This window comes from Citrobacter sp. VF227 (genome assembly GCF_052950715.1).
Window position 1 is genome coordinate 1 of record NZ_JBRFVF010000745.1, and the last position, 255, is coordinate 255.

A 255-nucleotide genomic window follows, 5' to 3' on the forward strand; every position below is an offset into this window, starting at 1 on the left:
CGGGTATTCCGCCTCTTCTGCCCGCGCGGGCTGACTGATTACCAGAAGATGTTTCAGTTTACGGTAGGCCTCTATTCTCGCCTGCTCAAGGCTTATCAGACCACTTTTATACAGATCTTCTGCCAGTACCGCCTGTTTCTGCACCACCATATAGCGGGCCGTCACATCGTTCATCGCATCACTGTCATCCCCCGTCAGTCTCGCCTGCTCCTGTTTGAGCTGTTCTGTCAGGGCCTCCACCCGGGCGGTGACGGC

1 pseudogene is annotated in these 255 nt (G+C 56.5%); it reads right to left on the minus strand.

From position 1 onward, the window contains the following. Positions 1-255 (minus strand): annotated as a pseudogene (locus ACU8YC_RS28810) (sugar transporter); the annotation flags it as partial.